Here is a 23,705-nt window from a genome sequence, read left to right on the forward strand (position 1 = left end):
GGGGATCGCCCCTTTGCGTGCCCGTCCATGGCCTCTCCGTTCGTCGTCCAGTTCGATCCCGTCGCCTTCCACGCCGGCCCGGTGCAGGTCCATTGGTACGGCCTGATGTACCTGGGCGGTTTCCTTGGCGGGTGGGCGCTGGGCGAGTACCGCCGGCGCCAGGGGCGGCTGCCGGTGAACTCCGATCGGTTCAGCGACCTGATGTTCTACGCCATGATGGGCGTGGTCCTGGGCGGCCGTGTGGGCTACATGCTGTTCTACACGGCCATCAACTGGATCTGGACCGACCCCCTGGCGATCTTCCGGGTGTGGGATGGCGGCATGTCCTTCCATGGCGGCCTGCTGGGCGTGCTGGTGGCCGGCATGTGGTGGTCGCGGCGCAACGGCGTAAAATTCTTCGACACCATGGATTTCGTGGCACCGTTGGTGCCGCTGGGCCTGGGCCTTGGCCGCCTCGGCAACTTCATCAACGGCGAGCTGTGGGGCAAGCCCACCGATCTGCCGATCGGCATGATCTTCCCGCACGCGCCGGACATGCTGCCGCGCCACCCGAATCCGCTGTATGAGTTCACCCTGGAAGGCGTGGTGATGTTCACCGTGCTGTGGGTGTTCTCGATGAAGCCGCGCCCGCGCTATGCGGTGTCGGGCATGTTTGCGCTGCTTTACGGCGTGTTCCGCTTCACGATCGAGTTCGTACGCGTGCCTGATGCGCAGCTGGGTTACCTTGCGTTTGGCTGGGTCACCATGGGCCAGATTCTCTCGCTGCCGCTCATTGCCCTGGGCATCCTCTGGCTGCTGATGTCGCGCCGCGCACCCTACGCGCCGGTCGCAGCACCCACCGCTACTGCCACCTGATATCGTCCTTCGCCATGCAGCCCTACCTCGAACTGCTCCGCCACGTCCTTGAGCACGGCGCCGAAAAGGCCGACCGCACCGGCACCGGCACGCGCAGCGTGTTCGGCTGGCAGATGCGCTACGACCTGTCGAAGGGCTTCCCGCTCGTCACCACCAAGAAGCTGCACCTGCGCTCGATCATCCATGAGCTGATCTGGTTCCTGCAGGGCGATACGAACACCGCGTACCTGAAGGAAAACGGTGTCAGCATCTGGGATGAGTGGGCTGATGCGAACGGCGACCTGGGCCCGGTGTATGGGCGCCAGTGGCGCGCGTGGCCCACGGCCGATGGCAAGGTGGTGGACCAGATCGCCTGGGTGGTGGAAGAGATCAAGCGCAACCCGGATTCGCGCCGCCTTATCGTTTCCGCATGGAACGTGGGCGAGCTGCCGAAGATGGCTCTGATGCCGTGCCACACCATGTTCCAGTTCTACGTGGCGAACGGAAAACTCTCGTGCCAGCTGTACCAGCGCTCGGGCGATATTTTCCTCGGCATCCCGTTCAATATCGCCAGCTACGCACTGCTCACCCATATGATTGCCCAGGTCACTGGGCTGGAAGTGGGCGATTTCGTGCATACCCTGGGCGATGCACACCTGTATTCGAACCACATCGAACAAGCGCAGAAGCAGCTGGCGCGCGAGCCGCGTGCGTTGCCGAAGCTGGTGCTGAACCCGGAAGTGAACAGCATCTTCGATTTCCGCTTCGAGGATGTGTCGATTGTCGACTACGATCCGCACCCGGCGATCAAGGCACCCGTGGCCGTCTGACCTCGCGATCGCTGCATGGCTCGACCGCATCCTTGTAGGAGCGTGCTTGCACGCGATGAAGGTTTGCTGCACGCGTCGAATCGCGCGCGAGCGAGCTCCTACAGAGAGCGGATCTTCGTTGCGTTGTAGATGGCTATGGTGATGGGCGTCGCAAGCAGAAGCGTTGCCATGGCCTTGCTTACCCAGCCTTCCGATAGCAGGGCCCAACCAAGGCCGGCCGTGGCCATGAGGTTCAACACGATAGGCATGAGCCATACCTCCTGGCGCTTCACGTGACACCGCCGGGAACGTTAGCCGCTGCGTTGCCCGCATCGCGGCGCCGCCGCTTCACCACGAACAGATAGAGCCCGCTCACCAGCACAACGATGGTGAGCCCATCGAGCACCGCCCAAACCACCTTCATGGCAAGCCCGCCGTAATCACCGAAGTGCAGCGGGCGTGCGAGTTCCAGTGTGCGCAGGTACCAGGGCATGCGCAGGGTGGCTGTCACGGCACCCGTTCTCGCATCGATCAATGCCGGGGTGAGCAGATGCGAGGTGAGCGGCTCGTTGCCTTGCATCCATGCGAGGTAGTGATAGGGGCTGCCGAACGGATTACCCGGATAAGCGATGCTGAGGATGGTCATGCCTGGGGCTGCATGCCGTGTGCTGTCCAGCGCTTGCTGGAACGACGTGGTAACCGAACCACGTTCGTCCGATGGCGGCGCGTGCGTAGCGAGGAATGGCTGCACATCGTGCTGCTGCCAGGCCTGGAACAGTGGCGTGGAGAGCTCGTTCATGGCGCCGGTCAGTCCTACCACCACGGCCCAGGCCACCGTACAAATGCCGAGCAGGTTGTGCAGGTCCAGCCAGCGCGTGCGAGCCGACTTGTCGTGCCGCACCGTCCCAAAGCGCAGGCGCTTCATGAACGGCGCGTACAACACCACGCCCGAGACCACCGCCAGCACGAACACGAGGCCCATGGCGCCGAGAAACCATTCGCCCATGGCACCCTGCATCAATGAGGTATGCAGGGCGAGCATCAGTCCGGTGAAGGTGCCTGTCTCGCTGGCGCGCGAGGGCAATGCCTGCAGCAGCGCCCCGCTGCGCGAATCAAACCGCACTGCATGCATCACGGTGAAATCGGCTTTCATCGCGGCGAACGAGGGCACCATCCACACCACGACCTGCGGTTCGTCGTCATCCAGTTGCATGGAGGCGATGACATCGTGTGGATAGCGCTGGCGGGCCGTGTCGGCCAGCGTATCCAGGCTGACCGGTGGCGTATCGGCCGGCATTGCTGCGTAGTGGTGGGGTGCCAGCCACGCGTCGATCTCGTCGTGGAAGACGAGCGGAAGGCCGGTCATGCACAGAAGCAACAGGAACGCCGTGCACGCGATGCTGCTCCAGCGGTGGATGGCCGACCAGCGGCGAACCGACAGGCTCATGCCATCACCAGCGGTAGTTCGCGCCCAGCAGCACCGTGCGCCGCGAACCGTAGTTGCACGCGCTCTGCGAGTAAAGGCACGAGGCAACGTAGCGGCGATCGCTGAGGTTGGAGAGCGTCAGGTAATAGTTCCAGCCCTGCCGCTCGTAGCGCACCCCTGCATCCAGCACCGCATAGGCGGGTGTCGTGAAGGTATTGGTCGCATCGCCGTAGCTGCCACCGACGTAGCGTCCGCCAAGGCTTAGGCCAAGACCCTGGAAATCGCCCGCTTGAACCCGGTAATCAAGCCATAGCGCTCCTGTGTTGCGCGGGATGCCGATCGGTCGCTTGCCCTGTTCATCGGGCTCACGCGTGCGGGTGTTGAGCTGCTGCAGCCACGTGTAGCTGCCAATGATGGCCAGGCCGTCGGTCAGTTGCGCGTGCGCCTCCGCTTCGATACCGCGCGAGCGGACTTCGCCGGTCACGTACTGCAACAGGGTGAGCGGATCCGTCGTCAGCACGTTCTGTTGCACCAGGTGGTACGCCGCCAGGCTCATGAAGCTTTGCTTGCCGGCCGGCTGGTACTTCACCCCCAGTTCGTACTGCTTGCCGGTGGTGGGTGCCGGCGTGCCGCCGCCCTCGAGCGATGCCGTGGCCTGCGGCTGGAACGAGGTCGCATAGCTCAGGTACGGGGCCAGCCCGAAGTCCGTGACGTAGGTAAGGCCCAGGTGGGTGGTGAACTTGTGTTTGGACTGGTCCACCGCGGTACCGGCGATGCTGTCGGTGGTGTCCGCCCTGGCCCAGTCTTCGCGGCCGGATACCAGCGCGCGCCACTGGCCCCAGCGGATGATGTCCTGCGCGTAGGCGCCGGTCTGCGACAGGCGCGTGTGTTGATCCGCCGAGTAGTCCGGTACATCGATGCTGGCGCCATACACCGGATCAAGCACGTCCAGGCCGGGCACACCGAACCAGTTGTAGCCATAGCTCTGGCGATACAACGTGCGCTGGTAGTCGATACCCAGCAAAACATCGTGGGTCGCACTGCCGGTATCGAAATGCCCCTGCAACTGGTTATCTGCCGTCAGCGTGCGGGTGGCTTCGTGCATCGCGAGGGCATAGCGGCCGAGCGTGTGGTCATCCAGGCTGCCGTCGTTCCACGCCCAGCCGTTGACGAACACGGCCTGCAACGTGTCGCGGTTTTCCATGTAGCGGGCGTTCTGCACGAACTTCCAGCTATCGCTGAAGGCGTGCTCCAGGCGGTAGCCCAGCCAGTACTGCGTGCGGCGGTGCTTGTCGAAATCCGGGTCACCTGGGTCGAGGTGGCTGGAGAGAGTGCCGAACGGCGCCGGCTTGCCGGTGCCCACGTAAGGCAGCGTGTTGTAGTAGCCCGCATCGGGATCGTGCTGGTAGCCACCCATGACGGTGAGCGCCGTCGCATCGCTGATCTTCCAGCGAACGGAGGGCGCGAACATCACGCGCTTGTCGTTGACGTGATCCACCTGGGTGTTCGAATCCCGGCCAAGGCCCACCAGGCGGTAATCCACGGTGTCCGATAGCGCATCGCTCAGGTCGAACTGCAACTGCTTGCGAGCGTAGCTTCCCGTCTGTATGCCGACCTCGTGCAGCGGTGTATCGGTCGGCGTTTTGCTGACGAGGTTCACCAGGCCGCCAGGACTCGATTGCCCGTACAGGACCGAAGCCGGGCCATGTACCAGTTCCACGCGCTCCAGCGCGTAAGGGTCCACGGCCGATGCGCCATACGATGCGACGGAGCGGCTGGGCAGGCGCAAGCCATCGAGATACTGATCGACGAGGAAGCCGCGCACATACATTTCTTCCTGGCCACCCCCATCCTGGCTGAAGCCACGCTGCGCGGTGAGGATGCCCGGCGCGTAACGCAGCGCTTGCGGAATGTTCTGCACGCCCTGTGCATCCATCTGGGCGCGCGTGACGATGGAGATTGCCTCCGGCGTCTCCAGCAAGCTGGCGTCGGTCTTGGTGCCGGCGCGGGTGGTGTTGGCGGCGTAGCCCGACTCGTAGTTGCCGTAGACCTGCAGGCCTTCGAGTGTGCGAGTGGATACGCGGGCCGCCGGCGCTGGCGTTGGGGATGATGGCGCCGTGGTGCCGGCCGCCGGGGTCGCTGAGGGAACCAGTGTCCACGCCCCATCCGCCGTGGTGCGCAAGGCGAGGCCGCTGCCCGCCAGCGCGGCTTCGGCGGCGGCCTGGCCCGAATAGCGCCCGTGCAACGGCGCGGCGCGGAGGTTGGCTACCAGCGCGGGATCCACAGCGAGCAGGTGGCCGCTGGTGCTGGCGATACGCATCAAGCTCGCGCCAAGCGGGGCCGCCGGCAGGTCGAAATCGTATACGGGTGCGTCCTGCGCCAGCAGGCGGCAGGAGAGGCAGAGGGAAAGGCCCAGGGTCAGGGCGCGCAGGCGCGCCGGGCGGTGCAGGTGTCGTGGCATGGATAGGCTCGCGGAAGGATCACAAGAGGTACGTCGCAATCCATGTGTAACGAGCCACGCAAAAGTGTTCAGGCCGCGGCATCCTCGTCGCGCGGTTCCACCAGGGTCAGCCAGCGGCTGTAGCGTTCGACGCGGATGGGCAGCGTCGCTGCCAGCATGTCCAGCGCCCGCTCGGTATCGTCCAGCGGGAACAGGCCCATGACGCGCAAGCGGGCGGCGCGTGATGCCACGCGGAGCAGTCCGGTTCGGTAGGGCCGTAACGCATCGATGACCTGGCCAAGCGACTGGTCACCGACTTCCAGCACGCCGCGTTGCCAGGCGGCCAGCGAGCGGGCATCGCGGTCGGACGCGTCGATGCCGTTCACGCCCAGCCATGCTGACGACCCCGCCTGCAGTGAGATCGCGTGTCCATTGGGGGCTGTCGCGACCAGGGGGCGGTCGATCGCGGCCACAAGGCTTCGCTCGTCATCGCGGCTGACCATGAACTGGCCGCCGTCGCTGGCAATGCGTGCTTCGCCGCTGCGAACCAGGAACGGCAGTCGCCCCGCGGCAGCATCCACGAGGGCGGCGCCACGCTCCAGGCGCAGGCCACGGGATGCCGGGCTGACATCCGGCACCGCGCGTGAGCGTGCATTGAGTAGTACCGAACTCCCGTCGGGCAAGGCAAAGCGCTGCCGTTCGCCGGTGTCCGTGGCGAGGGCCGAACCCCGGCCATCGAACCAGCGGCCGGCCGAAAGCACGAGCGCGCCTCCGGCACCCAGGCCCGCCAGGGCGAGGCTGCCACGCAGGAAGCGCCGCCGGGCAGGTGCCTTGACCAGGGCCTGCCGCAGCGCTTGCACGGCTGCGCCGGTGTTGCCCCCGGCACGTAGTGGGGCGAGCGTGGCGTCCAGTGCGTGGCCTACGCGCGCCCATGCGGCGGAGTGGTCTGGGTGCTGGGCCAGCCAAGTATCGAAACGGTGCTGGTCGGCGTCGGTCGCTTCGCCCGAGCCGAGCCGTACCACCCAATCGATCGCTTGGCGGGTGGCGGTATCGTGCTGTGTCACGGGGCCACCGCACAGCAGCAGGCGATGCCGCGCGCCACATGCCGGCGCACCGTCATCACCGAAATATTAAGCCGCGTAGCGATCTGGGCGTAGGTCAGCCCATCCAGCTGGCTGAAGAGGAACGCCTTGCGGGCGGTGGCTGATAAGCCATCAAGTGCGCGATCGATGCGTACCAGGGCTTCCGTAAGCATGGCCTGCTCATCCGCCCCGATGGCATGCGTATCGCCGATCTGCCGCACGGCATCCAGGTAGGCCTGTTCAAGGTCGCGGCGGCGCCAGAAGTGGAACAGCAGGCGCCGCGCGAGCGTGGTCAGGAACGCGCGCGGCTCCCTGATGCTGGCCAGGTCGGGTTGGGTCAGCAGTTGCACGAACGTTTCCGCGGTCAGGTCCTCGGCATCCTGCCGGTGCTGCAACCGGGCCTGCAGCCGCTGCAACAGCCACGGCTGGTGTTCGCCGTAGATGCGGTGCGCATCGGCATGGCCGGGGGCCGGGGAGGGGAGGAGCCGGGATCGCATACCCAATTGTAAATGGGAATGGTTCGCAGCTGGAAGGGCGTGTTGGTAGCGCCAAGGCTGGCCGGGCTCGCAAGTCAGGTACCCTGTGGAGCATCCAATGTCGACAAGACCGCAGATTAATGCGAGATCAGGCCAAGGTGTTCTTTCAAATAGAGCAGGATGAGGACGGATATCCGGGCGTCGGCACTGAATCCGTATGGGCTCTGCCTGATCAAGACGAGCGGCTATTCACGTTAGACAACATTCCCTTTTTTGCTGTCGATGCGAATCTCGGTGATGTCGTGTCAGTCGATGAAAGAGACGGCGTTCTGTGGTTTCGCCAGATTGTCCGTGCGTCCCCGCGTTCTTTGATGCGGATTGTCTTTTTCGACCTCGCGCAGAAAGATCGTGTTGATCGCGAACTGACGCATCTCGGATGTCTGACGGAATACTGGGAGGATCGGAAGCTTCTAGCGGTCTCGGTTCCGAATAGCTTGGTGGGCCATGTTGAAAGATTCCTCGACATGGAAGCAGCGACCGGCTGCCTTGATTATGAAGAACCGATCGTTCGAGGCTCCGGCGAGGCTTGAGTTGCGATCTGCGTCGAGCTGTCAGTGGCCGACGTGGGGTCATCAACGCGATCTTGTCAAACTGGGATGTGTCCATGAACTTACAGATCCGCACCGTCCATGTACCCGATCTCACGACCGTCGTGGCTGCCCTTGCATTCCGTTTGTGTGACGTTGACTGGCATCTGGCGGACATCGATGCGCTCCCCCATCGCGACGGGCTGAAGGGTGGGTGGGTCACCGGGATGGACCTGGAGGCTGAACTGGAGTGCGAGGCGATTCAGTTCAAATGGGGAGTGTTCGATGCTGTACCGCGAGGGTTTCGCAGCCCGGTTGCCGTTGAACCATGGGCCGATGGAAACGCTGGCTTGTGGGACGAGGGCGTTGGACCCCAAATGGCTGAAGCGCTGTTCGAGATCGTGTTCTGGGATAGCACATCCGTGATGCTGTTTGGCATCACCCCAGAGCAAGCAGCGTCAGTGGCCGCGACGTTCGGCGTAGAGAACGTATTCACGCGATTCGTGTAGGTCCGATAGCAGAGGGCGGCGCGCTCTGAACGATATCGGCCCCCGAAGACGGCTTGTAGGAGCGAGCTTGCGCGCGATGGGTGCTTGCCGCAAGACCGTATCGCGCGCAAGCGCGCTCCTGCAAAAGTCGGGCTAGGCCTTTGGCCCGCGCAGATACTCTTCGTCGGTCACTTTCTCCAGCCAGGTCACCGCCGAGCCATTCAACGTTTCCTGCACGGCGATGTGCGTGAGCGAGGTGGCCGGCGTGGCGCCGTGCCAGTGTTTGTGGCCGGGTGGGCAGACGATGATGTCGCCGGCGTTGATCTCGACGATCTCCTCGCCCTCGCATTGGGTCCAGCCCTTGCCTGCGGTCACGATCAGGATCTGCCCCACCGGGTGGGTGTGCCAGGCGCTGCGGGCGCCCGGCTCAAAGGTGACGAACGCACCGGAGACGGTCGCCGCACCTTCGCCCTTGAAGGGCATGTCGATGCGGACCGTGCCAGTGAAATAGTCTTCCGGCCCTTTGGCCGACGGCTGCGAGCCATTGCGGATAAGTTTCATGGGGTGCTCCACGGAGAAATCAGGGGACGGCGGGCAAACCAGGTTCGGGGGGCAGCACTTCACCGATGATGCGTAGCGCGTTCAATGTGCGCGGGTAGCCAATCAGTGGCAACAGGTGGGACATGACAGCGATCAACACGGCGCGGCCGTTGCCTGCGCGGGCATTCGCGGCCACATGGGCCTTCAGTTGCGGTTCGCATCCACCCAGCGCCGCCAGTATGGCCAGCGTAAGCAGTTCGCGAAGCGGTACGCTCAGGCCTGCGCGGGCGACGTGGTCGCCAAAGCAGTTCGCGGAAAGCAGCGTTTGGATATGCAGGAGATCAGCCGGCGAGGTCGCGTAAAGCGTCTCTATCGTCTCGGCGCCAACGATCTGCTTTTGAAGGGCGAGCCCTTTTTCCTGGCGGTCGTTGGCGTTTACCGTGGCGTAGCCCTCGTGCGTGGCGGGCAGGCCGTTTCGGACGAGGAAGGCATTAAGCACGCCGAGCGCTTCCAGGGCTTTCCCCATGCCAGCATAGGGCACCGCTTGATAGACCACTTCCTTCAGGGTCGCGATCTCCAGGCCGGAGGCCTGCGCTGCATCAAGTAAAACGGCAAACTGGCGCATGCCGCCGCTTGCCACCATGGCGCCCAGCTGCACCACAAACCGGGTGGGTTGGTCGATGGACGAGGAAGCGTCGATATCGTCGGCAACGCGGGTGGCGATCGCCGCGAGTTCAGGGTCGGATGCTTGCAATACCACCTGCATCGCGTCGGTGAGAGTGTTCATGGGTAAGCTCGCCTATGATTCAGGGAACGGTATAGCCGCCATCGATGGCGATGGATTGCCCGATGATGAATTCGGAGCCGGGGCCGCACAGGAAAGTCACCAGGCTGGCGATCTCATCCGCGCGGCCCAGGCGGCCGATCGGCTGCACGCTGGCGACATCGCTCATCTTCAGCTCGCCGACTTCAAACATCTTTGCGACCATCGGTGTATCGATGATGCCGGGGCATACCGCGTTGATGCGGACACCGCGCGCTGCGTATTCCAGCGCGGAACTCTTGGTGAGCCCGATGACACCGTGCTTGGCAGCGTGATAGATCGCGCGGTTCGGCAAGCCCACCAGGCCGCCTAGCGACGAGCAGTTGACGATGGCGCCCGAACCCTGGCGTCGCATCTGCTGCAGTTCGTACTTCATGCAGTTCCATACGCCCCGCAGGTTCACGGCCATGGTGCGATCGTATTCTTCGCTTAGTGCATCGGCCGTGTCGGCGCTCGGGGTCTGGATGCCCGCGTTGTTGAACGCGGCATCAAGGCGGCCGAACACTTCCACCGTCTTCTCGACAGCAGCCTTCGCTGCGGCTTCGTCGGATACATCGCACTGCAAGGCCAACGCCTGACCGCCCGCTGCCGTGATGCGTTCAACGGCAGCCGTAACGGCGTCGTAGTTCACGTCGGCTAGCACCACGGCCGCGCCTTGTTCGGCGAATGCTTCGGCGGTGGCCAGGCCCATGCCCATGCCGGCACCGGTGACGAAGGCGACTTTGCCCTTGAAGGAACTACTCATGACTGTGACTCCGGAATGGTTGGGAAGCGACCGCGCGTGATCGTTCGCGGCATCCCTGATGTGTGCCTGGAAGCAGGTCTTTTTAGCAACGCAATCGCCCGGGATTAAGCCCATGGAAGCGGTTGGGCCTATGAAAGCGGTTCATGAATTCCTTGCGCGGCTGTTGAGGGCGCGCCATACGGTTCATGAGCCCTGCTCATAGCGTCAATCGTTCCTGGCGGCTTTATCTGGGCGCCGGCGTCGATACGCTGGTGGTCGTCGTTCGGGGCGAGTGGTCTCGGCACCTCTGGATCTTTTTTGAATGAGCGGAACCTATGGCCCAGCGCCTCGATCAACCGTGCTCACAAAGGGCGAGGCTATGAACACCCGTAGGCTGGGCGGCCACGGGCTGTTCGCCGAATACCGGTTCATGGCCGTGCTGAGCCTGCTCATGGCATTCGCTTCTATCTCAACCGATCTCTACCTTCCGGCGATGCCGGCCATGGCGCGCGAGCTGCATATCGCCCCAGGCCTGGCCGCCATGACGGTATCCATGTACCTGGTGGGCTTCAGCCTCGGGCAACTGATGTGGGGCCCCCTGAGCGATCGCTTTGGCAGGCGCGCGCCGCTGATGGTTGGCTTGGTGGTGTTTGCCATGGGGTCCGCTGGCTGTGCCCTGGCGGGGTCCGCGGTCACGATCGTGGGCTGGCGCGCGGTGCAGGCCATTGGCGCCTGCGCCAGTGTCGTGATTGCCCGGGCCATGGTGCGTGATCGCTTTGAGGGCACGCGTGGTGCGCAAGTCATGTCCACGCTCATGACGATCATGGCGCTGGCGCCGCTGCTGGGCCCTGTGATCGGCAGTGCCGTGCTGGGGTGGGGCGGGTCGTGGCGCCTGATCTTTGCGATCCTGGTGGTCACGGGCCTGGCCACCGTGGTCGCTGTGTGGACGTTGCCGGAGACCCTTCCGCCCTCGCGACGTGAGCTGGGCAACATCGGTTCGGCGTTCAACGCGTACGGCATGCTGCTGCGTCAGCGTCAGCTGCTGGCTTTTGCCGGTGCGCTAAGCTTTTTCTTTGCCGCCACGTTCGCCTACATCGCCGCGTCGCCCTTCGTGTATATCGCGTACTTCAAGCTGTCCCCGGCGACCTACGCGCTCATTTTCTCGGGCGGCATCGTGGGGATGATCGCGGCGAATATCGGCAATCGGCGGCTTGTCGGAGCCTGGGGGCCGGAGAAACTCTTGCGCGCTGGATCGATGAGTGCCGTGGCCGCGATCGCCGTGATGGTTCTTACGCATGCGCTGCATATCGACAGCCCGTGGGCCGTACTTATCCCGGCCATCGCTTTCGTTGGCACCACCGGCTTCATCGTGGCGAATGCGGTAACCGCGGCATTGGCCGCCTATGCGCGAAGTACCGGTGCGGCATCCGCGCTGCTGGGGGCCCTTCAGTACGGTGGCGGCATCGTCGGTGCGGCATCGGTCGGTGTTTTCGCCGATGGCACGCCAGGGCCCATGATGGATGTGATGCTGGTTGCCGCCGCGGGCTGCGCGCTCTGCGCGTTCATGGCACACCGTGGCGCCAGCTCAGCGCGGGTAGCGGAGCGCATCGACTACCAGCCGCAGCGCCGGTGACGATTGGCGGCGGCTAGGGTAGTAGGCATGCAGGCCGGGCCAGATCGGTGACCAGTCGCGCAGCAGGTACTCGAGGTTGCCGGCCCGGACATGCGGTTCGGCCAGGTCTTCGGGGATGAACGCCAGCCCGAAGCCCGCTACGGCGGCATCGACCACCTGCAGAATACCGTTGAAGTTGAGCTGGCCATCAACGCGGACCTGCACTTCGCGTTTGCCTTTCTCCAATTGCCACGCGTAGAGGCCCCCGTACGAAGCCAGGTGCAGGTTGATGCATTGGAATTCGGTAAGGTCCTGCGGTGTTTTCGGGCGGATCCGCTTACCCAGGTATGTGGGCGAGCCGACCACCGTCATGCGGATGTCTGGCCCGATACGCACGGCGATCATGTCCTTGGCTACCTGGTCGCCGTAGCGGATGCCGAGGTCGAAACGCTGGGCCACGATATCGGTCAAGCCGTGATCGATGATCGTTTCGATCTTCAGATCAGGTTGTAGCGGAAGCAGCCGCTGCAAGGTTGGCCAGAGCACGGTGTGGAAAGCGTAGTCGGCCGTGGTGATGCGCAGTGTGCCGGTGAGCTTGCCACGGAGTTCGCGAATGGCTGCCACTTCCGCATCGATCTCTTCAAAGCGCGGTGTGATCGAGGCAAGCAACCGTTCGCCGGCTTCCGTGGGCGCAACGCTTCGTGTGCTGCGTGTAAGCAGCCTAACATCGAGACGTGCTTCCAGCTGGCGCATGGCATGGCTCAGCGCCGACTGCGAGACGCCAAGCTGCGCGGCCGCACGCGTGAAGCTCTTCGCCCGCGCCACCGCCAGGAATGCGACCAGATCGCCGTAGTTCTCGCGAGCCATTAATGAGCATTCCTCATGGATTGATTCGCACTATAGCTCGATGGCTCACTCGGGCAAGCTGAGAGCAGGGGTCGTCGTGCCACACGTCGATCGTAGTAGACGACCGGTCTAATTCTGTGTACAGTCCGTACCCATGAGCCCAGCCGCCGCCACCACCGAATCCTCCGACGTTCGCGAAAATATCCTGGCGACGGGGCAGCGGATTATGGGTGCGAAGGGCTTTTCGGCGGTCGGCCTGAACGAAATCCTTGTTGCCGCAGGCGTGCCCAAGGGCTCGTTCTACCATTACTTCGGATCGAAGGAAGCGTTCGGTCAGGCGATCCTGGAGGGATACTTCGAGGATTACCTGACGGATATGGACCGGATGTTGATCCAGGCCGGCGGTACGGGCGCAGAGCGCCTGGTATCGTATTTCCAGGCGTGGGAAGCCAATCAGTCCTTCGAGGATTGCCAGGGTAAATGCCTGGCGGTGAAGTTGGGCGCGGAAGTTGCCGATCTCTCTGAAGCCATGCGCGCAGCGATGAAGCGCGGAACGGCAGGCGTGGTCACGTATATGGCGCGGGCGATCGAGGCCGGTGTGGCCGACGGTTCGCTCACGGTGGAGCAGCCACCGGTAGAGGTTGCACAGAGCCTGTACCAGCTGTGGCTGGGGGCTAGCATCATGGTGAAGGTCGTTCGGAATACCGAGCCCTTCCGTTATGCCATGACGACCACGCGACAGGTTTTGCACCTCCCCTCCTGAGGGGAGGGTTTCAGCAGGCACTTCGTTGGAGTGTCTTTTATCGGGTCGAATTACTAGACGACCGGTCTACTAAAATCAACACAGGAACCTCCCATGAAAGTGCTTATCGTTCTGACCTCGCATGACGAGCTGGGCAACACGGGCCGTAAAACCGGCTTCTGGCTCGAAGAACTGGCCGCACCGTATTACGCGTTCAAGGATGCCGGGGTCGAGGTGGTACTGGCGTCGCCCAAGGGTGGCCAGCCGCCGTTGGATCCCAAGAGCAACGAGCCCTCATTCCGCACCGATCTTACCCGGCGCTTCGAGGCCGATGCCGCGGCTAACGCGCAGCTGGCCAACACGCTTCGCCTCGATAGCGTGGCTCAGGCGGAGTTCGATGCTGTGTTCTATCCCGGTGGTCATGGTCCTCTGTGGGACCTGGCAGAAGATGCGCATTCGATCGCCCTTATCGAGTCGTTCATTGAAGCGGGCAAGCCGGCTGCATTGGTCTGCCATGCACCTGGCGTACTGCGCCATGTCAAGGCAGCCGACGGCAAGCCGCTGGTGGAAGGCAAGCAGGTCACCGGCTTTACCAATACCGAGGAAGAAGCCGTGGGTCTCACCAACGTTGTGCCGTTCCTGGTCGAGGACGAGCTCAAGGCGAAGGGCGGCATCTACACGAAGGGTCCTGATTGGGGTTCGTACGTGGTCGCCGACGGCCTGTTGATCACCGGTCAGAACCCGGCCTCGTCCACCGAAGCGGCGGCCGTGCTGATGAAGCAGCTCTCGGCGTGACGGCCATCCGTCGCCGTTTGGGCCTCACACGCGATCCCAAAAGGGCGGCGAACCAATCTGCTCCAGAAGAAAGTCCATCACCGTACGCACCTTGCGGGAGCGAGAGCGATTCTCGGGGGAGACGAGGTGGATTCCAGGCGGTTCCGCCTCCACCGAGCCTTCCCAGTCGCTCAGCAGTTGGACCAGGCGGCCTTTCCTGAAGCTGCCCGGATGGAACAGCCACGTGGGGAATAGCACGATGCCCAGCCCCGCTTCAGCTGCCGAAACGAGTGCCTCGGCGTTATTGCTTTGGAAACTCCCCTCCACGTCGTATGCGTCGTAACGCGTACTGCCATGGCGGCGGAAGTACCAGCGTTGCGCGCCACGGTGCCCCCGATAGACCAGGCAGTTGTGCTGGTCCAGCGCCTTCGGGCTATCGGGTGCGCCGTGGGCCTGCACGTAGCTCTGGCTTGCACACGCGACGTAACGCTGGGGGCCAATCGCGCGCGCAACCAGGCCGGAATCCTCGAGTGTTCCAACGCGCACGGTGATGTCCGCGCCTTCCTGCACCGGGTCGATAAACGCGTCGGTGAGGGTGAGTTGGACGCTGAGTGCGGGGTGGGTTTTCTGCAGCTGGTTCAGCAGCGGCGCGATATGCAACCGGCCGAGTGCAACGGGCGCATTGATGCGGAGCACGCCCTTCAGTGCGGCATCCGTATCTGCGTCAGATGCCTGTTCCGCGGCCCGATCAAGCAGATTGAGCGCTTCGCGAACCATCAGGTAATAGCGCTCGCCGGCATCCGTGAGGCGAACGGCCCGCGTGTGCCGGTAGAGCAACTGTTGCCCCACCTCCTTTTCCAGCGCGGCGATCTGGCGGGACACGGAGGAGGCGGGCACGCGAAAGTGCCGCGCGGTGGCAATGAAGCTTTGGGTGGCAGCGACCATGGCGAAATAGCGGAGCGCATTGAGCTGCATGAAGTTGCCCGAATCGCAATGATGTTTTTCATTTTGCCCTAATTGTTCCCGATTCGACATCACCCTACGTTGGCGGTTCCCCCATAGCGGAACCTAGGACGTGAAACACATCTGGTTACTCCCCCTGGTCGTCGCGGCCGGGATGGGCCTTTCGGTCGAGGCGGGGCTGCTCGGCCCGCTAGGCGAGGAGGTCGGTCACGGCTGGGCCGTGCTGGGCATCTTCGCCCTTGGCTCGTTGCTGCTTACCTTCGGCCTGATCTTCGGCCGCCCGCGGCTTGCGCTTATGTTTGCGCAGCCCCGGTGGCTCCTCACGGGCGGCATCCTTGGCCCGATCTATGTGGCGGCACTGACCCTTGCGACCCCCGTAGTGGGCGTCGGCCTGACCATGGTGGGCATCCTGTTCGGGCAGGTCGCGGCCAGCCTGGTGATCGATCACTTCGGCTGGCTAGGGAGCGCGAAGCGAGCGGTCGACGGACACCGTGTCGGGGCACTCATCGCCATCCTGTTGGCCCTGTGGCTCATTCACTAAGGAATCGCTTCATGCTGCTTCTCATGATCTTTCTCGTCGTGCTTAGTGGGGCGACGCTTTGTGCGCAATCGGCGATCAACGGCCGCCTTGGTTCCCATGTCGGCGTGCTCGAGAGTGCCTGGCTCACATTCACGCTTGGCGCCATGCTGAGTTTTCTCTACGCATTCCTGTTTGAGCCACATCATGCGTTCACACTTTTCAGCGTGCCGCGTTGGCAGATCACCGGCGCGTTCTTTGGCGTCGTCTACATGCTGGTGATTGTGTTTGCCATTCCGCGGATCGGGACCGCGGCGGCGACTGTCGCCGTCATCAGTGGCCAGTTGCTCATGAGCCTTCTTATCGATCACTTCGGTTGGCTGGGCAATACAGTTATCAGGTTGAATGGCGCACGCTACGCGGCGATGGCGCTGCTCGCGGTTGCGCTGGTGTTGATCTACCGAAGCAATACCCGGTTGCGGCGCGAGAATGCCGGACCATGCGTGGACATGTAGGGGCGCGCTTGCGCGCGACGAACGGTTGTCGCGAGCACCCATCGCGTGCAAACACGCTCCTACAAGGGTGTCGTAGCCGACGCCACCTGCCCGAAGTTATCGCGGTAGGCCGATGGGGAAATGCCGATACGCCTTCGAAAGGCTGAGCGAAACGTTTCGACGGATGCAAAGCCACATTGCTCGGCAATCTCACCCAGGCCGCCGTTACTCTCTTCGAGCAGGGCACGCGCGTGTCGCAGGCGTTCCTCCAGAACCCAGGTAGCCGGGGTGACGCCCACTGTCTCGCAGAAACGACGGTGGAAATTACGGGCACTCATCGCCGCGACGCTTGCCATGTCGTCGACGGTGATGGCCCGTTGGAGATTGGCCCTGGCCCAATCGAAGATGCCGTCGAAACGATCGTGTCTGCGTTCGACGACCGCGGCCGGCACGTATTGGCGGGCATCGCCCTGGCGGTGGGGAAGCATCACAAGCCGCTGCGCGACCTGGTTAGCGATACGGCTTCCATGGTCCTGCCGGATGATGTGCAGGCTGGCATCAATGCCAGCAGCGCTTCCCGCGGAGGTGATGACCCGGCCCGATTCCACGTAAAGCGCATCCCGCACCAGTTGCGCCTTGGGGAAGAGCTGCGTGAAAAGCGCTTCGTAGCGCCAGTGCGTGGCGGCTTCGCGTCCATCCAGAATGCCGCAGTGCCCGAGGAGGAACGCGCCGGAGCAGATGGACAGAAAGCGTGCGCCGCGCGCGTCGGCGCGCTGCATGGCGGCTTTCAGTGCCTTGCCTGGCAGCACCTCGGGCCCGCTCCAGCCGGGCACGATGATGGTATCGGCGTCATCCAGCAGATCGAGCCCGCCCTGGGCGCCCACCTGCAGGTTGCCGATGGCGGTGCGTGCACTCTTGCTGACACCCGCCACGTGGAAGGCATACCACGGCGCTGTAATTTCTGGCCGGGACAAGCCGAACAACTCGGCAGCAATGCCAAATTCGAACAGGCAGAGGTTGGGATAGGCGAGGGCGACCACCCGATGAGGAGCTTGCAGCTTGGCAGATTTCCACCGCTTCTTGTCCATGCTGCCAGTGTATCCCGTTCGCTGGTGAGCGGACACTATGGCTATCACCTACCCGGAGCACCCACATGCCTAGCCCCGCCTTTCAATTCAACGCGGCCGACTCGGCCTCAGCCCTGGTGCACTTCCAGAGCAAGCTGCACTTCGAGACCGACTGCTGGGATGTTCATGCCTCGCTGGCGAATGGCGTTGCGGATTTCGTCCTGCTCGACGTGCGCTCACCCGATCTGTATCAGCGGGGGCACCTTCCCCACGCGCAGAACCTGCCACACGGCAAGATCGTGGCGAGCAAGATGCAAGCCTTCGCACCAGATACCCGGTTCGTCGTGTATTGCGCGGGCCCGCACTGCAACGGCGCCGATAAGGCGGCGGCGCGGCTCGCGGCGCTCGGCCTGCCAGTCAAGTTAATGATTGGCGGTGTCACGGGTTGGCTGGATGAAGGGTTTGCGCTCGAAACACCGGGAGCAGCGGCGGAATCCGCATGATACGGCGTGCGCTCGCCGCGGATATCGAGGCCATCATTCCGTTGATACGGGACCATGCGGTGTACGAAAGCGCTCCGCTCCCCCGGCTGCCGAGCCACGATGCTTTGGCGGATGCTTTGTTCGGACCCACCCCGGTGCTGTGGGCGTGGGTCGCGCAAAAGAACGACGCCGTCGTCGGTTACGCCTCGGGTAGCGTGGCGTACAGCACCTGGCTCGGCGCGAAGCAATTCAACCTGGACTGCCTATATCTCGCCGCGCATTCGCGAGGCGAGGGGATGGGCAAAGCACTGATCAATGCCGTGGCCACCGATGCGCGGGAGGCGGGTTGCGTGGTCATGGAGTGGGTCACGCCCGTGTGGAATACGCAAGCGATCGGGTTTTATCAGGCGATGGGTGCCCGCGGAGAGGCACGCGAGCGGTTCAAGCTTTCGTTAGGGCCGCTTGGAAATACCCGCGGAAACTGAGGTAGCTTGCCTTGGCGGATTTCATGTAATAGTGTTAGTTACATGAAGCGTAACGATCGCCTTTCCGTCGCCCTGCACGTGCTCCTGCATATGGCCGAGCGAGATGGCAGCCCAATGACCTCGGCCGAAATGGCCGCCTGTGTCGAAACCAACCCTGTCGTTATCCGGCGCACGTTCGCCGGCCTCCGCGATGCAGGCATCGTCAGCTCCGACAAGGGGCACGGCGGCGGCTGGCGCCTGGCCAGGCCGGCAGCCGACATCGCGCTCGTCGACGTGCAGCGCGCCCTCGGCGAGCGAATCCTGCCGTTTGCCGTACGCGAGGAATCACCCGGGTGTCTCGTGGAGCGCGCGGTGATCGATGCCGTCGATGATGCGCTGGCCGAGGCCGAGCGCGTGTTGGAAGCGCGCCTCGCGAGCCTCACCCTGGCCGATCTTGCGCAGCGCGTGCAGCGGATTTCGGCCACTACAGGCCACAAACTCAAGGGAGCCTGAAATGTCTTTCGATGTGATCGTAGTGGGCGGCAGTTTTGCCGGCCAGGCGGCTGCTATCCAGCTGGCGCGTGCGCGCCGCCGCGTCCTGGTGATTGATGCGGCCGCGCCACGCAACCGCTTCGCCAAAGCGGCGCATGGCATCGTGGGGCACGATGGCAAGCCGCCGCGGGCCATCGTTCAGGAGGCGACACGGCAATTGCTTTCTTACCCCACCGCGGCGTTCATGGACGCGGAGGCGGTGAAGGCGGAGCCGCTGGAGCAAGGCTTCCAGGTCACGCTCGCCGACGGAAGTCGCGAATCGGCAAAACGGCTGGTGCTGGCCACCGGTGTGAAAGATCATTTGCCCGCGATCGATGGCCTTTGGGATCGCTGGGGCAACACGGTTATCCACTGCCCGTATTGCCACGGCTACGAAGTGCGCGATCGTCAGATCGGCGTGCTGGCCGCTTCGCCACACGCGTGGCATCAAGCGAAGATGTTGCCCGACTGGGGCCCGACAACCTTCTTCACCCAGGGCGAGTTCGAGCCGGAACCCGAAGAACTCGCGTTGCTTGTAAGCCGCGGTGTGCGCATCGAGCGTACCCCTATCGTGGCGTTGCACGGCGACGCGCCGGGCCTGAACGGCGTGATGCTCGCCGATGGCCGCTTACTGGACATGGGCGCGCTGTTCGTCGCCCCGCGCGTAAGCATCGCCAGCCCGCTCGCCGAGCAGCTTGGGTGCACGATCGCCGACGGCATGATGGGGCCGTACATTGAAGTGGATGACTGGAAGGCCACCAGCGTGCCGGGTGTGTACGCCGCCGGCGACAGCGCGCAGGCGATGCATAACGCCAGCCTTGCGATGGCCTCAGGTACGTTGGCCGGCGTGGGCGCCCATCAATCCTTGATGGTCTGATCGACGTGTTCGTGTAGGAGCGCGCTCGCGTGCGATGGATCGTGTGGCAAGCATCCATCGCGCGCAAGCGCGCTCCTACAGGTCAGGTGCGGAGCACCCAGCGTTCGCCGGCGATGGGCTGCACGGCGTGGCTGCCATCGAGCGGGAAGGCCACCATCGCGGTCGGTGCGATGCGTAGCTGCGCGCCCGGTTGCAGGGAAAGCCGCCCTAAGTCTTCGCTGGCCACATCCACCTCCAGCGTCTGGTCGATTTCCGCCACCTGGATATCGAGATGAGCGACGCTCCCCGCGAGATAAATGTGGCGAAGGCGCGCATCCCAGGCGGGCTGTCCTTCGGGCACCGCGAGCGAGAGATGTTCGGGCCGGATATACGCCACCGCGTGGGTGAAGCGTCCGTGCGCTGTGGCGGCGGGTGTTGACCACGCGCCGGTAACCCATAGGCCGTCGTGACGCTCGAGCGGAATGCGGTTGGTGCGGCCGATGAACTCGCAGACAAACGGCGTCGCCGGATCCTGGTAGATCACGTGCGGCGGACCGACCTGCTCAATGCGGCCGCGGTTCATCACGACGAGACGATCGGCAAGCTCCAGGGCTTCTTCCTGGTCGTGGGTCACGAAGACCGTGGTGAGGCCAAGATCTTCGTGTAGCTCGCGTAGCCAGCGGCGTAGAGCGGTGCGCACCTGCGCATCGAGGGCGCCGAAGGGCTCATCCAGCAGCAACACATCGGGTTCGATGGCCAATGCGCGTGCAAGCGCAACACGCTGGCGCTGGTCGCCGGAAAGCTGGCTAGGGTAGCGGTCGCCCAACTCGCCCAGCTGCACGCGTTTTAACAGGGTATCGACTCGCTCGCGGATATCGCTACGCGACGGCCTGCGCCGCCGGGGGCGCACGCGCAGGCCGAACGCCACGTTCTCGCGCACGGTGAGGTGACGGAACAAGGCGTAGTGCTGGAACACGAGGCCAACGTTGCGCTCGCGTGCCGTCGCCGCGAGGAAATCGTGGCCATTCTGGGTGACCGTGCCCGCATCTGGGTAGTCGAGCCCGGCGAGGATGCGCAGTAGCGTGGTCTTGCCCGAGCCGGAAGGCCCGACCAGCGCAAGGAACTCACCATCGGCGATATCGAGGCTCACGTCATCAAGCGCCGCGAGGTCGGCAAAGTGGCGGGTCAACCGTTGCAGGGCAAGTGTCATCAGCCGTTCTCAGCGGCGCCGTGGCGCCGTCGTGTCCAAGTCATTGTGGTAGCGCCATTCCAGGAAGGATTTCACCGCCAGCGTAACCAGTGCCAGCAGGGCGAGCAGGCTGGCGATCGCGAAGGCGCCCACGTAGTTGTATTCGTTGTAACGCATCTCGACTTCCAGTGGCATGGTGGTCGTGAGCCCGCGGATGTGCCCGGAGACCACCGACACGGCACCGAACTCGCCCATGGCGCGCGCGTTACAAAGCAGTACGCCGTAGAGCAGTGCCCAGCGGATATTGGGCAGCGTGACCCGGAAGAACGTCTGCAAGCCGCTCGCGCCGAGGACGCGTGCCACCTCTTCCTCTTCGCTCCCTTGCGCTTGCATCAAGGGGATCAACTCGCGCGCCACGTAGGGCAGGGTGATGAAGATGGTGGCAAGCACCAGCCCGGGCACGGCGAAGATGATCTGGATGCCATGCGCCGTGAGCCACGGACCGAACCAACCCTGGGCGCCAAACATCAGCACGTACAGCAGGCCAGAAACCACGGGCGATACCGAGAGCGGCAAATCGATGAACGCCCCGAGGAGTGCCTTGCCGCGGAATTCGAAGCGGGTCATGGCCCAGGCCGCCGCGATGCCGAAGACCACGTTGAGTGGCACGCTGATCACCGCGACCAGCAGGGTGAGCCGAATCGCCGCCACGGCTTCGGCCTGGTCCAGGCTTTCGACGAACGCGTGCGCGCCCTGGCGAAAGGCTTCGACAAACACGGAGGCCAGCGGTACCACCAGGAACAGGCATAGGAAGAGGCTGGCCAGCACGATGATGAACGCGCGGCCCAGCCGCCGCGCGACGCCGGCACGGCGTTTGTCCGGGCGCGGCCTCATGCCGATGGCTCCGCCCACCGCCGCGTCCAGCGCTGCACGGCGGATACCAACACCAGGAGCACCAGCGAGAACGCCAGCATGACCACACCGAGGGCCGAGGCGCCCGCGTAGTCGAATTCCTCCAGCTTTTGCACGATCAGCAGCGGCGCGATCTCCGAGCGCAGCGGGATGTTGCCTGCGATAAAGATGACCGAGCCGTATTCACCGACGGCGCGTGCCAGCGCGAGCGCGAAGCCCGTGAGCAGGGTGGGTACCAGCGTGGGAAGGATCACGCGCAGGAACGTCTGCAGTGCGCTCGCCCCCAGGCTCTCGGCAGCATCTTCCACGTCCTGCTCCAGCGACTGCAGCACCGGCTGAAGCGTTCTCACCACGAAGGGGAAGCCGACGAACACCATAGCCATGAGTACGCCGAGTGGGGTGTAGGCGATCTGGATACCCCATGGCACCAGCCAGCGCCCAAGCCAGCCGTTCGGCGCGTAGATGGCCGTCAGCGCGATGCCGGCGACGGCGGTGGGAAGCGCGAACGGCAGGTCGATAAGCGCATCCAGGATGCGGCGCCCGGGAAACCGATATCGAACCAGCGCCCATGTCACCGCCAGGCCAATGACCACGTTGACGCAAGCGGCGATCAGGGCACCGCCGAAGCTGAGCTTCAATGCCGCCTGCGTACGTGGCGAAGAGAGCAGCTTCAGGATCCCGGCGAACCCGACATCCGAGGCTTTCCAGGCCAGCGCAGCCAGCGGTAAAAGGACAATGAGGCCCAGGTACGCGACGGCATAGCCAAGGCTTAACCCGAAGCCGGGCAATACGCGCCGCCGCATGCTCAGTTGCCCGGGCCGATCTGGTCGAAGATCGCGCCCTCGGCAAAGAACTTCGCCTGCGCCTTGCGCCAGTCCCCAAACACCTCGTTGAGGGTGAACGTGTTCACCTTGGGGAACTGCGCGGCGTACTTCGCCGCGACCTCGGGTGAGCGTGGCCTGTAGAAGTTACGCGCTTCGATATCCTGCGCCTGCGGCGAGTACAGGAACTTTACGTAAGCATCTGCGACCTCTTGCGTGCCGTGGGCGGCGGCGTTCTTGTCGACCACCGCTACCGGGGGCTCGGCGACGATCGTCACCGACGGGATCACGATATCGAACTGGTCGCCACCCGGGCCCTGTTTGGCGAGCAGGGCTTCGTTCTCCCATGCCACGAGCACATCGCCGATGCCGCGCTGGGTGAAGGTGTTCGTGGCGCCGCGTGCGCCTGTGTCGAGCACTGGGACGTGCTGGAATAGCGTTTTTACGTAGGCTTTGGCCTTATCGTCATTGCCGCCGGGCTGCTTAAGGGCATAGCCCCATGCTGCAAGGAAGTTCCAGCGCGCGCCACCCGATGTCTTGGGATTCGGCGTAATGACCTGGACACCGTTCTTCACCAGATCGCCCCAGTCGCGGACCGCTTTCGGATTGCCCTTGCGTACGAGAAAGACGATGGTGGAGGTATAGGGCGATGCGTTATCGGGCAGGCGCGATTGCCAGTCCTTGCCGAGCAGCCCCCGGTCGGCCACCGCATCAATATCGTAGGCCAGCGCCAGGGTTACGACATCGGCAGGCAAGCCATCGACAACGGCCCGGGCTTGCTTGCCAGAGCCACCGTGCGACATCTGGATCGTCACGCTGTCGCCGTGTTTCGCCTTCCAGTCGGCGGCGAAAGCGGCATTTATTCCCTTGTAAAGCTCGCGGGTAGGATCGTACGAGACATTCAGCAGTGTGATGTCTTTGGCCATCACGGGCAGCGCCACGACGGCGGCCGCGAGAGATAGCAGGATGGGGCGCAGCTTCATCGCCATGCTCCTTGCTTAGCAGGGTTAGGGGCTTGGGGGAGTATCGATGAAGCGGGGTGGCGTGTCAGTACGGCGTGAAATGGCAGGGTTTGTAGGAGAGCACTTGCGCGAGATGGGTGCTGGCCAGTCGGTCGACCGCGCGTAGGGCTGCTTCTACAGGGAATTTCAACGCTTCGTGCGGGAATTCATGACAGTCCGGCGACGCAGCAAAGGGTAGGATGGC

At 63.9% G+C, this 23,705-nt stretch carries 28 protein-coding genes; 13 read left to right on the forward strand and 15 right to left on the reverse strand.

The window, feature by feature from the left end; translation table 11 throughout:
- Positions 1-27 precede the first annotated feature (27 nt).
- Together lgt and ABIE56_RS08630 are read left to right on the forward strand one after the other, a co-directional pair.
- Positions 28-855: a prolipoprotein diacylglyceryl transferase gene (gene lgt / locus ABIE56_RS08625; RefSeq protein WP_429243399.1), complete on the forward strand. Its 828-nt coding sequence runs from the start codon at positions 28-30 to the stop codon at positions 853-855.
- A gap of 14 nt (positions 856-869) precedes the next feature.
- Positions 870-1,664, forward strand: coding sequence for a thymidylate synthase (locus tag ABIE56_RS08630; protein ID WP_429243400.1), 795 nt, complete (start codon positions 870-872; stop codon positions 1,662-1,664).
- Positions 1,665-1,762: 98 nt separating this feature from the next.
- On the opposite strand, the gene ABIE56_RS08635 is transcribed toward ABIE56_RS08630, so the two are convergent.
- The 5 genes from ABIE56_RS08635 to ABIE56_RS08655 all read right to left on the reverse strand — a co-directional run bounded on the left by ABIE56_RS08635 (position 1,763) and on the right by ABIE56_RS08655 (position 7,088).
- Complete coding sequence (locus ABIE56_RS08635; RefSeq protein ID WP_429243401.1) at positions 1,763-1,912, reverse strand: hypothetical protein; 150 nt, start codon at positions 1,910-1,912, stop codon at positions 1,763-1,765.
- 20 nt (positions 1,913-1,932) lie between these two features.
- Positions 1,933-3,090, reverse strand: a complete 1,158-nt coding sequence (locus ABIE56_RS08640; RefSeq protein WP_429243402.1) for a PepSY-associated TM helix domain-containing protein — start codon at positions 3,088-3,090, stop codon at positions 1,933-1,935.
- A gap of 4 nt (positions 3,091-3,094) precedes the next feature.
- Positions 3,095-5,530 carry a TonB-dependent siderophore receptor gene (locus tag ABIE56_RS08645; RefSeq protein ID WP_429243403.1) on the reverse strand — a complete coding sequence of 812 codons (2,436 nt, stop codon included), beginning with the start codon at positions 5,528-5,530 and terminating at the stop codon, positions 3,095-3,097.
- Positions 5,531-5,598: 68 nt separating this feature from the next.
- Complete coding sequence (locus ABIE56_RS08650; protein ID WP_429243404.1) at positions 5,599-6,573, reverse strand: FecR family protein; 975 nt, start codon at positions 6,571-6,573, stop codon at positions 5,599-5,601.
- Positions 6,570-7,088, reverse strand: coding sequence for a sigma-70 family RNA polymerase sigma factor (locus tag ABIE56_RS08655; RefSeq protein ID WP_429243405.1), 519 nt, complete (start codon positions 7,086-7,088; stop codon positions 6,570-6,572). The genes ABIE56_RS08650 and ABIE56_RS08655 overlap by 4 nt, the downstream gene beginning before the upstream one ends.
- Positions 7,089-7,207: 119 nt before the next feature.
- Here ABIE56_RS08655 and ABIE56_RS08660 point away from each other — a divergent pair, with 119 nt between their 5' ends.
- Positions 7,208-7,657: a DUF4265 domain-containing protein gene (locus ABIE56_RS08660; protein WP_429243406.1), complete on the forward strand. Its 450-nt coding sequence runs from the start codon at positions 7,208-7,210 to the stop codon at positions 7,655-7,657.
- Positions 7,658-7,731: 74 nt separating this feature from the next.
- The gene (locus ABIE56_RS08665) at positions 7,732-8,163 is read left to right on the forward strand and encodes a hypothetical protein (RefSeq protein ID WP_429243407.1); all 432 of its coding nucleotides are present in this window, start codon (positions 7,732-7,734) and stop codon (positions 8,161-8,163) included.
- Positions 8,164-8,295: 132 nt separating this feature from the next.
- Here the strand turns inward: ABIE56_RS08665 and ABIE56_RS08670 are convergent, their stop codons facing one another.
- The 3 genes from ABIE56_RS08670 to ABIE56_RS08680 are packed head-to-tail and all read right to left on the reverse strand — an operon-like array spanning position 8,296 to position 10,250.
- Positions 8,296-8,703, reverse strand: a complete 408-nt coding sequence (locus ABIE56_RS08670; protein ID WP_429243408.1) for a (R)-mandelonitrile lyase — start codon at positions 8,701-8,703, stop codon at positions 8,296-8,298.
- A gap of 19 nt (positions 8,704-8,722) precedes the next feature.
- A complete protein-coding gene (locus tag ABIE56_RS08675) occupies positions 8,723-9,469 on the reverse strand; it encodes a carboxymuconolactone decarboxylase family protein (protein ID WP_429243409.1) in 747 nt (248 codons plus the stop codon).
- 19 nt (positions 9,470-9,488) lie between these two features.
- Positions 9,489-10,250, reverse strand: a complete 762-nt coding sequence (locus ABIE56_RS08680; protein ID WP_429243410.1) for a glucose 1-dehydrogenase — start codon at positions 10,248-10,250, stop codon at positions 9,489-9,491.
- A gap of 358 nt (positions 10,251-10,608) precedes the next feature.
- Here ABIE56_RS08680 and ABIE56_RS08685 point away from each other — a divergent pair, with 358 nt between their 5' ends.
- The gene (locus ABIE56_RS08685) at positions 10,609-11,862 is read left to right on the forward strand and encodes a multidrug effflux MFS transporter (RefSeq protein WP_429243411.1); all 1,254 of its coding nucleotides are present in this window, start codon (positions 10,609-10,611) and stop codon (positions 11,860-11,862) included.
- Here ABIE56_RS08685 and ABIE56_RS08690 read toward each other — a convergent pair.
- Positions 11,815-12,708, reverse strand: coding sequence for a LysR family transcriptional regulator (locus tag ABIE56_RS08690; protein ID WP_429243412.1), 894 nt, complete (start codon positions 12,706-12,708; stop codon positions 11,815-11,817). The two genes, ABIE56_RS08685 and ABIE56_RS08690, sit on opposite strands and share 48 nt — an antisense overlap.
- A 133-nt stretch (positions 12,709-12,841) precedes the next feature.
- On the opposite strand from ABIE56_RS08690, the gene ABIE56_RS08695 reads away from it, so the two are divergent.
- Positions 12,842-13,450 (forward strand): TetR/AcrR family transcriptional regulator, encoded by a 609-nt coding sequence (locus ABIE56_RS08695; protein WP_429243413.1) that lies wholly within the window; start codon positions 12,842-12,844, stop codon positions 13,448-13,450.
- Positions 13,451-13,543: 93 nt separating this feature from the next.
- Entirely contained in the window at positions 13,544-14,224 is a 681-nt protein-coding gene (locus ABIE56_RS08700; protein ID WP_429243414.1) for a type 1 glutamine amidotransferase domain-containing protein, read from the forward strand.
- Between the two features lie 24 nt (positions 14,225-14,248).
- On the opposite strand, the gene ABIE56_RS08705 is transcribed toward ABIE56_RS08700, so the two are convergent.
- Positions 14,249-15,178, reverse strand: coding sequence for a LysR family transcriptional regulator (locus ABIE56_RS08705; RefSeq protein ID WP_429243415.1), 930 nt, complete (start codon positions 15,176-15,178; stop codon positions 14,249-14,251).
- Positions 15,179-15,278: 100 nt separating this feature from the next.
- On the opposite strand from ABIE56_RS08705, the gene ABIE56_RS08710 reads away from it, so the two are divergent.
- Both ABIE56_RS08710 and ABIE56_RS08715 read left to right on the forward strand, forming a co-directional pair.
- Positions 15,279-15,707 carry a DMT family transporter gene (locus ABIE56_RS08710; RefSeq protein ID WP_429243416.1) on the forward strand — a complete coding sequence of 143 codons (429 nt, stop codon included), beginning with the start codon at positions 15,279-15,281 and terminating at the stop codon, positions 15,705-15,707.
- Positions 15,708-15,718: 11 nt separating this feature from the next.
- Complete coding sequence (locus tag ABIE56_RS08715; protein ID WP_429243417.1) at positions 15,719-16,198, forward strand: DMT family transporter; 480 nt, start codon at positions 15,719-15,721, stop codon at positions 16,196-16,198.
- A 59-nt stretch (positions 16,199-16,257) separates the two neighbouring features.
- Here ABIE56_RS08715 and ABIE56_RS08720 read toward each other — a convergent pair whose 3' ends face one another.
- On the reverse strand, positions 16,258-17,265 hold the full coding sequence (locus ABIE56_RS08720) for a helix-turn-helix domain-containing protein (protein WP_429243418.1): 1,008 nt from the start codon (positions 17,263-17,265) through the stop codon (positions 16,258-16,260).
- A 65-nt stretch (positions 17,266-17,330) separates the two neighbouring features.
- Here ABIE56_RS08720 and ABIE56_RS08725 point away from each other — a divergent pair, with 65 nt between their 5' ends.
- Genes ABIE56_RS08725 through ABIE56_RS08740 form a run of 4 tightly spaced genes read left to right on the forward strand, consistent with a single transcriptional unit; the run spans position 17,331 to position 19,598 of the window.
- Positions 17,331-17,747 carry a rhodanese-like domain-containing protein gene (locus ABIE56_RS08725; protein ID WP_429243419.1) on the forward strand — a complete coding sequence of 139 codons (417 nt, stop codon included), beginning with the start codon at positions 17,331-17,333 and terminating at the stop codon, positions 17,745-17,747.
- The gene (locus ABIE56_RS08730) at positions 17,744-18,211 is read left to right on the forward strand and encodes an N-acetyltransferase family protein (protein WP_429243420.1); all 468 of its coding nucleotides are present in this window, start codon (positions 17,744-17,746) and stop codon (positions 18,209-18,211) included. Before ABIE56_RS08725 ends, ABIE56_RS08730 begins: the two co-directional genes overlap by 4 nt.
- A gap of 42 nt (positions 18,212-18,253) precedes the next feature.
- A complete protein-coding gene (locus ABIE56_RS08735) occupies positions 18,254-18,703 on the forward strand; it encodes an RrF2 family transcriptional regulator (protein ID WP_429243421.1) in 450 nt (149 codons plus the stop codon).
- Position 18,704: 1 nt separating this feature from the next.
- On the forward strand, positions 18,705-19,598 hold the full coding sequence (locus ABIE56_RS08740) for an NAD(P)/FAD-dependent oxidoreductase (RefSeq protein WP_429243422.1): 894 nt from the start codon (positions 18,705-18,707) through the stop codon (positions 19,596-19,598).
- An 82-nt stretch (positions 19,599-19,680) separates the two neighbouring features.
- On the opposite strand, the gene ABIE56_RS08745 is transcribed toward ABIE56_RS08740, so the two are convergent.
- The 4 genes from ABIE56_RS08745 to ABIE56_RS08760 are packed head-to-tail and all read right to left on the reverse strand — an operon-like array spanning position 19,681 to position 23,482.
- Positions 19,681-20,787, reverse strand: coding sequence for a sulfate/molybdate ABC transporter ATP-binding protein (locus ABIE56_RS08745; RefSeq protein ID WP_429243423.1), 1,107 nt, complete (start codon positions 20,785-20,787; stop codon positions 19,681-19,683).
- Positions 20,788-20,796: 9 nt separating this feature from the next.
- Positions 20,797-21,660, reverse strand: coding sequence for a sulfate ABC transporter permease subunit CysW (gene cysW / locus ABIE56_RS08750; RefSeq protein ID WP_429243424.1), 864 nt, complete (start codon positions 21,658-21,660; stop codon positions 20,797-20,799).
- A complete protein-coding gene (cysT, locus tag ABIE56_RS08755; protein ID WP_429243425.1) occupies positions 21,657-22,481 on the reverse strand; it encodes a sulfate ABC transporter permease subunit CysT in 825 nt (274 codons plus the stop codon). Before cysT ends, cysW begins: the two co-directional genes overlap by 4 nt.
- Before the next feature lie 2 nt (positions 22,482-22,483).
- Entirely contained in the window at positions 22,484-23,482 is a 999-nt protein-coding gene (locus tag ABIE56_RS08760; RefSeq protein WP_429243426.1) for a sulfate ABC transporter substrate-binding protein, read from the reverse strand.
- Positions 23,483-23,705: the final 223 nt, after the last annotated feature.

This window comes from Luteibacter sp. 621 (assembly GCF_050435445.1).
GTDB lineage: Bacteria > Pseudomonadota > Gammaproteobacteria > Xanthomonadales > Rhodanobacteraceae > Luteibacter.

Excerpts from the sequence above, each read along its gene's own strand:
- ABIE56_RS08735 (WP_429243421.1), top strand. The coding sequence starts at position 18,254 with ATGAAGCGTAACGATCGCCTTTCCGTCGCCCTGCACGTGCTCCTGCAT.
- ABIE56_RS08700 (WP_429243414.1), top strand. The coding sequence starts at position 13,544 with ATGAAAGTGCTTATCGTTCTGACCTCGCATGACGAGCTGGGCAACACG.
- ABIE56_RS08630 (WP_429243400.1), top strand. The coding sequence starts at position 870 with ATGCAGCCCTACCTCGAACTGCTCCGCCACGTCCTTGAGCACGGCGCC.
- ABIE56_RS08680 (WP_429243410.1), bottom strand. The coding sequence starts at position 10,250 with ATGAGTAGTTCCTTCAAGGGCAAAGTCGCCTTCGTCACCGGTGCCGGC.
- ABIE56_RS08730 (WP_429243420.1), top strand. The coding sequence starts at position 17,744 with ATGATACGGCGTGCGCTCGCCGCGGATATCGAGGCCATCATTCCGTTG.
- ABIE56_RS08745 (WP_429243423.1), bottom strand. The coding sequence starts at position 20,787 with ATGACACTTGCCCTGCAACGGTTGACCCGCCACTTTGCCGACCTCGCG.
- ABIE56_RS08665 (WP_429243407.1), top strand. The coding sequence starts at position 7,732 with ATGAACTTACAGATCCGCACCGTCCATGTACCCGATCTCACGACCGTC.
- ABIE56_RS08655 (WP_429243405.1), bottom strand. The coding sequence starts at position 7,088 with ATGCGATCCCGGCTCCTCCCCTCCCCGGCCCCCGGCCATGCCGATGCG.
- ABIE56_RS08760 (WP_429243426.1), bottom strand. The coding sequence starts at position 23,482 with ATGAAGCTGCGCCCCATCCTGCTATCTCTCGCGGCCGCCGTCGTGGCG.
- ABIE56_RS08640 (WP_429243402.1), bottom strand. The coding sequence starts at position 3,090 with ATGAGCCTGTCGGTTCGCCGCTGGTCGGCCATCCACCGCTGGAGCAGC.
- cysT (WP_429243425.1), bottom strand. The coding sequence starts at position 22,481 with ATGCGGCGGCGCGTATTGCCCGGCTTCGGGTTAAGCCTTGGCTATGCC.
- ABIE56_RS08690 (WP_429243412.1), bottom strand. The coding sequence starts at position 12,708 with ATGGCTCGCGAGAACTACGGCGATCTGGTCGCATTCCTGGCGGTGGCG.
- ABIE56_RS08645 (WP_429243403.1), bottom strand. The coding sequence starts at position 5,530 with ATGCCACGACACCTGCACCGCCCGGCGCGCCTGCGCGCCCTGACCCTG.
- ABIE56_RS08670 (WP_429243408.1), bottom strand. The coding sequence starts at position 8,703 with ATGAAACTTATCCGCAATGGCTCGCAGCCGTCGGCCAAAGGGCCGGAA.
- ABIE56_RS08740 (WP_429243422.1), top strand. The coding sequence starts at position 18,705 with ATGTCTTTCGATGTGATCGTAGTGGGCGGCAGTTTTGCCGGCCAGGCG.
- ABIE56_RS08720 (WP_429243418.1), bottom strand. The coding sequence starts at position 17,265 with ATGGACAAGAAGCGGTGGAAATCTGCCAAGCTGCAAGCTCCTCATCGG.
- ABIE56_RS08675 (WP_429243409.1), bottom strand. The coding sequence starts at position 9,469 with ATGAACACTCTCACCGACGCGATGCAGGTGGTATTGCAAGCATCCGAC.
- ABIE56_RS08705 (WP_429243415.1), bottom strand. The coding sequence starts at position 15,178 with ATGCAGCTCAATGCGCTCCGCTATTTCGCCATGGTCGCTGCCACCCAA.
- ABIE56_RS08660 (WP_429243406.1), top strand. The coding sequence starts at position 7,208 with ATGCGAGATCAGGCCAAGGTGTTCTTTCAAATAGAGCAGGATGAGGAC.
- ABIE56_RS08685 (WP_429243411.1), top strand. The coding sequence starts at position 10,609 with ATGAACACCCGTAGGCTGGGCGGCCACGGGCTGTTCGCCGAATACCGG.
- ABIE56_RS08715 (WP_429243417.1), top strand. The coding sequence starts at position 15,719 with ATGCTGCTTCTCATGATCTTTCTCGTCGTGCTTAGTGGGGCGACGCTT.
- ABIE56_RS08695 (WP_429243413.1), top strand. The coding sequence starts at position 12,842 with ATGAGCCCAGCCGCCGCCACCACCGAATCCTCCGACGTTCGCGAAAAT.
- cysW (WP_429243424.1), bottom strand. The coding sequence starts at position 21,660 with ATGAGGCCGCGCCCGGACAAACGCCGTGCCGGCGTCGCGCGGCGGCTG.
- lgt (WP_429243399.1), top strand. The coding sequence starts at position 28 with ATGGCCTCTCCGTTCGTCGTCCAGTTCGATCCCGTCGCCTTCCACGCC.
- ABIE56_RS08635 (WP_429243401.1), bottom strand. The coding sequence starts at position 1,912 with ATGCCTATCGTGTTGAACCTCATGGCCACGGCCGGCCTTGGTTGGGCC.
- ABIE56_RS08725 (WP_429243419.1), top strand. The coding sequence starts at position 17,331 with ATGCCTAGCCCCGCCTTTCAATTCAACGCGGCCGACTCGGCCTCAGCC.